The following is a 7352-nucleotide window of genomic DNA, read 5'->3' as shown; positions in this document are numbered from 1 at the left end:
CCTCGACTTCGGCTACGGCTCGGCGATCGCGGTGCTCTTCACCATGCTGCTGATGGTCGTGGTTCTCTTCTACCTGCGGCGTACCGGAAAGGCGGTGGAGTGATGGCCCTGCACAAACCCACGAAACTCAAGCGCATCCTGACGGTCGACCTGCCGATGCTGGCGATCCTCGCCTTCACCCTCGGGCCCTACCTGTGGATGTTCCTCACCTCGATCAGCCGGCAGGAGACGCTCTTCACCGAGGGGCCCTCGCTGCTCGACGCCACCATCGAGAACTACACGCGGCTCTTCCGCACGGTGGGCTTTGCCGACAACCTGCTCGACAGCCTCATCGTCGCGGTCGGCACCGTGGTCGTGGGCCTCTCGCTCAGCATCACGGCGGCCTATTCGTTCTCGCGCTTCAACTTCAAGGGCAAGCGGATCCTGATGCTGCAGTTCCTGCTCATCAACATGTTCCCGCTGGTGCTGCTGATCCTGCCGCTCTTCGTGCTGATGCGGGTGCTGGGCCTGCTCGACACCCACCTCGCGCTCATCATCGCCAACTCCACCGTGGCGATCCCCTTCTCCATCTGGATGATGGTGAGCTACATCAACGGCATCCCGCGCTCGCTCGACGAGGCGGCGATGACCGACGGCTGTACCCGCCTGCAGGCCCTGCGCCGCGTGGTGCTGCCGCTCTGCCTGCCGGGGATCATCGCCACCGGCATCTACATCTTCATCACCTCCTGGAACGAGTATCTCTACGCCCTCACCCTCGGCGGACGCGAAGTCCGCACCATCACCGTCGCCGTGCAGACGCTGATCGGGGAATACGAGGTGCAATGGGGCCTGCTGACCGCCGGCGGCATCGTGGGCGCCATGCCCGCCACCGTGCTCTTCCTGCTGGTGCAGAAACGACTGATCTCCGGCCTGACGCAAGGCGCGGTCAAGGGCTGACGGAAAGGACCCCCCTGTTGAAAAACCCCATCGGCATCATCTCCATGCAGTTCATCCGGCCGTTCGCCGGCAAGGACCTGCACTACTTCCAGAAGGCCGCGGACCTCGGCTTCGACTTCGTCGAGCTGCTGGTGCCCGAGCCCGAGGACGATCTCTCCATCGCCGACGTGAAGAAGGCCGCCGCCGACGCGGGCATTTTCGTGGTCCTAGCGGCGCGGGTGAACCAGCAGCGCTCGGTCGCCTCGGACGATCCCGCCAACCAGAAGGGCGGCATGGACTACCTCAAGCTCTGCATCGACGTGGCGGCCGAGCTTGGCGGCGGCGTCGTCGGCGGGCCGCTCTATGGCGAGCCCATGGTCTTTGCCGGCCGCCCGCCGGTGCCGCGCAGCGACGACGAGATCGCCGCCCGCGCCGAGCGCACCATCCGCGCCTTCTCCGAGGTGGCACCGCTGGCGCAGGCCGCCGGCGTGACCTTCGCCGTCGAGGCGCTGAACCGCTTCGAGACCGACATCCTGTCGACCACGCGGCAGGCCTGCGAGGTGGTGGACGCGGTCGACAACCCCGGCTTCAAGCTGATGCTCGACACCTTCCACATGAACATGGAGGAGCGCTCGATCCCCGACGCCATCCGCATGGCGGGCGACCGGATCGTGCATTTCCAGGCCAACGAGAACCACCGCGGCCACCCCGGCACCGGCCATATCGACTGGACCGCGGTGATGCGCGCACTGGCGCAGGTGAACTACGCGGGCCCGATCTCGCTCGAGCCCTTCCGCCGCGCCGACGACCGCATCGCGCTGCCCATCGCGCACTGGCGCGCCCCGCGCGAGGACGAGAGCGAAAAGCTCATGGCCGGCCTCGGCGTCATCCGCAATGCCCTGACCCTCGCAGAGGTGGACCAATGATCAATATCGGCTGGATCGGCTGCGGCACCCACGCCCGCCAGATGCTTCTGCCCCAGATGGGGCGCAACGACATCAACATCGCGGCGCTCTGCGACCGCGACGGCGATGCGCTGAAGAAGACTGCCACCGAGTACGGCGTCGAGCATCTCACCGACGATTTCCACGAGCTCATCAAGACGCCCGGCCTTGATGCCATCGGCATGGCGGTGGGTCCCGAGCTGCACCGGATCGCGACGCTGGCCGCGCTCGAGGCGGGGCTGCCGGTGTTCATGGAGAAGCCCCCCGCCGCCACCGCGGCCGGCGCGCTCGAGATCGCGCAGGCGTCCGAGAAGGCCGGGAAGCCGGTGATGGTGGGGTTCATGAAGCGCTATTCCACCGGCAACAAGATCGCCATGAACATCCTCAAGGGCGATGAGTTCGGCGACGTGCTGGGGATCACCGGCGCCTACATGACCGCGCCCACCTACTTCAAGGGCGAGGTCGACTACACCGGCTTCTACCTGCACCACTGCGTGCACTACATGGACCTCATCCCGTGGTTCGCGGGCGAGGATTTCGGCGACATGCAGGTGCGCTCGGTCTCGCCCGAGCCGGGCAAGCTTCTGCTGCACCTCAACTTCACCACCGAGGGCGGCAAGATCGGCAACATCGTCATGGGCACGGTGCAGTCGCGCGGCACGCCGATGGAGGAGATCCGGATCATGGGCGATCACGCCCGAATCCACGTCGACAACATCATCAACGTGGCGCTCTACCGCGACCCGCCGTTCAAGGCGGCGGACCCCGCCGCGGTGCTGGATCCCGCCTGCGACACGCTGAGCTGGACGCCCAACTTCACGGCGGCGGCGAACGAGGATCACAAGGGCTACGCGGCGCTTCTGGCGGACGTGGCGGCGGTGCTGAAGGGCGAGAGCCGCGACGTGCCCGACATCGGCGACGGCGTGCGCGCGATGGAGCGGCTGGAACGGATGATCTCGCAGATCGGCGCCTGAGTTCGGACCGGGTCGGGCCCGGATCGGGGCGAGGCTGGTCCGGGCGTCGCGGGGGACCCCAAGCCTCGGCGACAGACAAGTTCAAACGATGGCCAAGACAAGAAAGACCCGCGCCGAAAGCGCGGGTCTTTTCGCGATCCGATCAGCGTACCACGCGATCCCGCCGGGAACATCGCTTTCCTCCACCCCCAAGCGGCACGTCATCCGAGCCGCTCAGGCACGTGAAGCGCGCTGCACCTCGCCGAGGCACACGAGCCCCCAAGGCCTCGCCCAACGAGAGCCGCGCATCGCCGGGCCGCGGGTTGGCGATACGGCCTCGGAACCTCTCGATTTATCCCGGCCACGTCCAAAGGACCTCGACACGCAGCACCAAGCCCGGCCAGATCGCCAGCCCGGGGGGCGGGCCGGCGATGCGCGGCGGCCTTCGGCCTCGTTCCGCGCGGGCGGGGTTCGGGCGTGGTCTGTTGGCAGCCTCCGGGACGGACGAGGCGCGCAAAGCAACGTCGTTGCGTCGTGTTTGGTTCAGGAAAATCGTGAGACGCCCTGCGGCAATCGCGCAGCGGGGCCCATTCCGGGGAACCAAAAGGGCGCGGCACATTGCGTGCCGCGCCCTTTGTTGTCTCAACGTTTCCGAAACGCGTCAGGCAACCGCGCCACCCCGCCCTTGTGAAGGACGCGCGGCGCCCCTCTCAAGCACACAGCGCCACGCGCCAAACGCACCGCCCGGCCTCAGGACCTCAGAGCACCGCGCCGATCTTCCACGGCACGAACTCGTTGTCGCCGTAGCCGAACTCCTCGGACATGGTCTTCTTGCCCGAGGCCACGTCGAGCAGCAGGTCGTAGATGCGCTGGCCCATCTCGGTCAGGCTGACGCCCTCCTCGACCACGCCGCCGCAGTCGATGTCGATGTCCTCGGCCATCGAGCGCGCCAGTTGCGAGTTGGACGACAGCTTGATCGACGGCGCGGGCTTGGCACCGAAGCACGAGCCCCGCCCCGTGGTGAAGGCGATGAGATTGGCGCCCGAGGCCACCTGCCCCGTCGCCGCCACCGGGTCGTAGCCGGGGCTGTCCATGTAGACGAAGCCGTGGGTGTCGATCTTCTCGGAATAGGCGAACGCGCCCGAAAGCGGCGCCAGCCCGCCCTTCGCGACCGCACCCAGGGACTTCTCGAGAATGGTGGTCAGCCCACCCTTCTTGTTGCCCGGGCTCGGGTTGTTGTCGAGCGAGGCACCGTTCTTCGACGCGTAGTCGCGCCACCAGGCGATCATGTCCTCGATCTTTTGGCCGGTGGCTTCGTCGGCACGCGCGATGAGCAGGTGCTCGGCGCCGTAGATCTCGGGCGTCTCGGACAGGATCGAGGTCCCGCCCGCGGCCACCAGCATGTCCGACGCCACGCCGAGCGCCGGGTTCGCGGTAATCCCCGAGAAGCCGTCCGACCCGCCGCATTGCATGCCGAGCGTCAGCTTCGACACCGGCTGCTCGCTGCGCGTGTCCTCGTTGGCCATGGCGGCGATGGGCTCGAGCAGTTCGAGCGCCCGCTTCACCGCGGACTGGGACCCGCCGACCTCCTGGATGTTGAAGGTCTTGAAGCGCTCCCTGGTCCACTCCGTGGGCTTGTAGAGCGTCAGTTGGTTGACCTCGCAGCCCAGCCCGATGATCAGCACGCCGCCGAAGTTCGGGTGGTCGCGGTAACCCTTGAGCGTGCGCACGAGCGCGTCGAAGCCCTCGCCCTGGTTTGCCATGCCGCAGCCCTGGTCGTGCACGATGGGCGCGAAGCCGTCGACGTTTGGATACTTGGGCAGCAGCGTCCGGTTGGCCTCGGCCGCGATGGCGTCGCACACCGTGGTCGAGCAGTTCACCGAGGCGATCACCCCGATGTAGTTGCGTGTCCCCACCCGCCCATCGGGCCGGGCGAAGCCCTGGAAGGTGTTGCGCGTCGGCTCCTCGGGCAGGCGCGCCTGCGCGGCGCTGATGCCGTTGCTGCCCTCGGGCCGCGCTCATTTCTGCACTTGCACATGGGCGCCCTCGGGAATGTCGACGCTCGCCACCGCCATGACCTGGCCGTACTTGAGCACCGGATCGCCCGCCTTCATCGCCTTGCGGGCCACCTTGTGGCCGCGCGGGATCGCTTCGAGCGCGGTGATGCCGTCGCGGGTCTCACCTGCGTCCATGTCCGACAGAACGACCGCCACCGTGTCGGTGGGGTCGAGGACCATGATCGTGGGGGCTGACATGTCAGGCGTCCTCTCTTGCACAAAGAGCGTCCAGCACCGGGGCCTCGTAACCCGGCTCGACCTCGCGCACCCAGGCCAGGAAGGCGCCGATGCGGCGCTCGAGCTTCTGGGCGTGGTTCTGCGCGATGTCGGCGATGCGGTGATCGAGGAACGGGTTGGCGAAACGCTCGAGCGTCACGGCGAGATAGGCCTCGGCCTTGGCGCCGAGCCCGCGCAGCGCGAAGCCCGGCAGCACCTCGGCCTGCATCACCGCCTTGACCCGGTCGCCGACCTCGCCCGCGAGCAGGTCGCGCACGATGGCGTCGGGAGCGGCCTCGCCCTCCATCCAGAAGGCGGCCATGGCGGTGTGGCCAAGGTTGAGGATGTGCAGCTTCAGCCGCTCGATCTCTTCGAGATCCTCGACCAGCTCGACCGACGGATGCACCACCGGCAGCGCCAGCCCCTCCTGCGCCTCGATGGCCCAGAGCGCGTAGGGCTCGGCCACGGCGCCCACCGGCTCGATGGGTTCCGAGACGATGCGGTCGACGAGGCTGTTCACCCAGAGGCAGCTTTCCAGCCAGCGCACCAGCTGCGGATCGGCCTTCTGACCGGCGGCGATCTCGAGCACGCGGGTCCTGAGCACGGTGCCGTTCTCGGGGATCAGCTCCATCGGGAAGATGGTCAGCGGCTTGCCCCCGACCGCGTGGCGCCCGGCCAGCAGATGGAAGAGCTTCGCGGGGTAGGACATCGCCTGATCGGGGCGGGCCTTGTCGTCGGCGGGCTTCGGGTCGAAGCCCGAATCCGAGGTGTTGGACAGGATGATCTCGGCCTCTTGCGAGACCACGCGCGACAACTCGGCCCAGTCGGTGGCGGTCGAGAGCGTACGCTTGACCGAGGTCACGCGGCGCTCTTCATCGACGACCTTGCCGTCCTGCTGGCCGCGGATGCGGACCGGGTAGCCGTCCTCGGCTGCCAGCGCACCCAGCCGCGCGGCGCGCGAGGCATCGCCCGAGCTCTGCACCACGGTGATGGCGCGGGCGGGCTTGCCCTCGGCGAAGAACAGGTCGGCATGCGCCTGCAGGAAGCGCGAGGTGCCGAACTGGACGATGGGGGTCACGCTCATGCGGCCACCTCGATCAGCGCCTTGACCACGGTGCCGCGGTCCTGCGCCCACTTCGGCAGGTCCTCAACCGCGCCCTCGATGGTGGTGCGGTGGGTGCCGATCTTGTCGACCGGGACAAGGCCCCTGGCCATGCAGTCCATGACGTGCTCGAAATCGACCTTGAGCGCGTTGCGGCTCGCGAAGAGCGTGGTCTCGCGCTTGTGGAACTCGGGGTCGGCGAAGTTCAGATCGCCCTTCACCACCGAGAGCAGCACGTAGTTGCCGCCGTGGGCGAGGTAGTTGAGGCCAGCGTTCATGGCGCCGATGTTGCCGGTGGCGTCGAAGACGGTGTCATAGACGGTGTCGGCCATCTCGGAGACCAGCTCGACCCTGGCCGAGGGGATGATCGCCTGCGCCAGCGCGAGGCGGTCCGGCGAGGTGTCGCGCAGGGTGACCTCGGCCCCGGCGATGTGGGCGAAGAGCCCGGCGCCGACGCCGATGGGGCCCGCGCCGACGATCAACGCCGTCGTGCCCGCGCCCAGACCCGAGCGGCGCACGCCGTGGGCACCGATGGCGAGGAACTCGACCATGGCCGCGGCCTGCGGGCTCAGGTCGCCCGCCGGGTAGAGGTTGCCCTCGGGCACGACGATCTCTTCGCACATGCCGCCGTCGGTGTGCACGCCGAGCACCGCGATGTTCGAGCAGCAGTTGGGCTTGCCGATCTGGCAGGCCCGGCATTCGCCGCAGGTCAGGTAGGGGTTCACCACCACCAGATCGCCTTCCTTGATGCGCCCGTCGGCGCTGTCCGCCATGGCCCGTCCCGAAAGCTCGTGCCCCATGACGCGAGGATACTGCAGGAAGGGCTGGTTGCCGCCGAAGATGTGGTAGTCGGTGCCGCAGATGCCGATGGCTTCGATGCGGATGCGCAGGTGGCCCGGCTTGTCCTCGGGACGCAGGCGGGTCACGCAGGTGAGTTTGCCCGGCTCGTCACACAGCAGGGCTTTCATCTCGGGTGCGGTCATGGGGTCCTCCATAGGCTGACGGGTGGCGAGGGGAGTCGCGCACGGTCTTTACGGTTTTTTATAAATAAAATACCTTTACCTCAAGATGGAATTGCGGGAGGGCACGCGATGTCGCGACAGAACCAGACCTTCAAGGCGGCGGTGAACAGCGCGCTGGCCTCGTTCGGCGCGCTTGCCCCCGG

General features: G+C 67.7%; 5 protein-coding genes and 1 pseudogene. 3 read left to right on the top strand and 3 right to left on the bottom strand.

Annotation, left to right across the window (positions count from 1 at the left end; genetic code table 11):
* The first annotated feature begins 102 nt into the window (after positions 1–102).
* From HC022_RS15335 to HC022_RS15325, 3 genes are read left to right on the top strand one after another with little or no spacing between them, the layout of a single operon-like run.
* Positions 103–936 (top strand): carbohydrate ABC transporter permease, encoded by an 834-nt coding sequence (locus tag HC022_RS15335; RefSeq protein WP_167453031.1) that lies wholly within the window; start codon positions 103–105, stop codon positions 934–936.
* Between the two features lie 17 nt (positions 937–953).
* Complete coding sequence (locus HC022_RS15330) at positions 954–1841, top strand: sugar phosphate isomerase/epimerase (protein WP_167453030.1); 888 nt, start codon at positions 954–956, stop codon at positions 1839–1841.
* The gene (locus HC022_RS15325; protein ID WP_167453029.1) at positions 1838–2833 is read left to right on the top strand and encodes a Gfo/Idh/MocA family protein; all 996 of its coding nucleotides are present in this window, start codon (positions 1838–1840) and stop codon (positions 2831–2833) included. Before HC022_RS15330 ends, HC022_RS15325 begins: the two co-directional genes overlap by 4 nt.
* Before the next feature lie 737 nt (positions 2834–3570).
* On the opposite strand, the pseudogene HC022_RS15320 reads toward HC022_RS15325, so the two are convergent.
* From HC022_RS15320 to HC022_RS15310, 3 genes and pseudogenes are all read right to left on the bottom strand, one after another.
* Positions 3571–5067 (bottom strand): annotated as a pseudogene (locus HC022_RS15320) (UxaA family hydrolase).
* A gap of 1 nt (position 5068) precedes the next feature.
* Positions 5069–6169 carry a D-mannonate oxidoreductase gene (locus HC022_RS15315; RefSeq protein WP_008885565.1) on the bottom strand — a complete coding sequence of 367 codons (1101 nt, stop codon included), beginning with the start codon at positions 6167–6169 and terminating at the stop codon, positions 5069–5071.
* Entirely contained in the window at positions 6166–7170 is a 1005-nt protein-coding gene (locus tag HC022_RS15310; RefSeq protein WP_217704006.1) for a zinc-binding alcohol dehydrogenase family protein, read from the bottom strand. The genes HC022_RS15315 and HC022_RS15310 overlap by 4 nt, the downstream gene beginning before the upstream one ends.
* Positions 7171–7352 lie beyond the last annotated feature (182 nt).

This window comes from Salipiger sp. HF18 (assembly GCF_011806505.1).
GTDB classification, from domain to species: Bacteria; Pseudomonadota; Alphaproteobacteria; order Rhodobacterales; family Rhodobacteraceae; genus Salipiger; species Salipiger thiooxidans.
The sequence above is the reverse complement of the archived record's forward strand: the minus strand, read 5'-3'. Positions and strand labels throughout refer to the sequence as shown.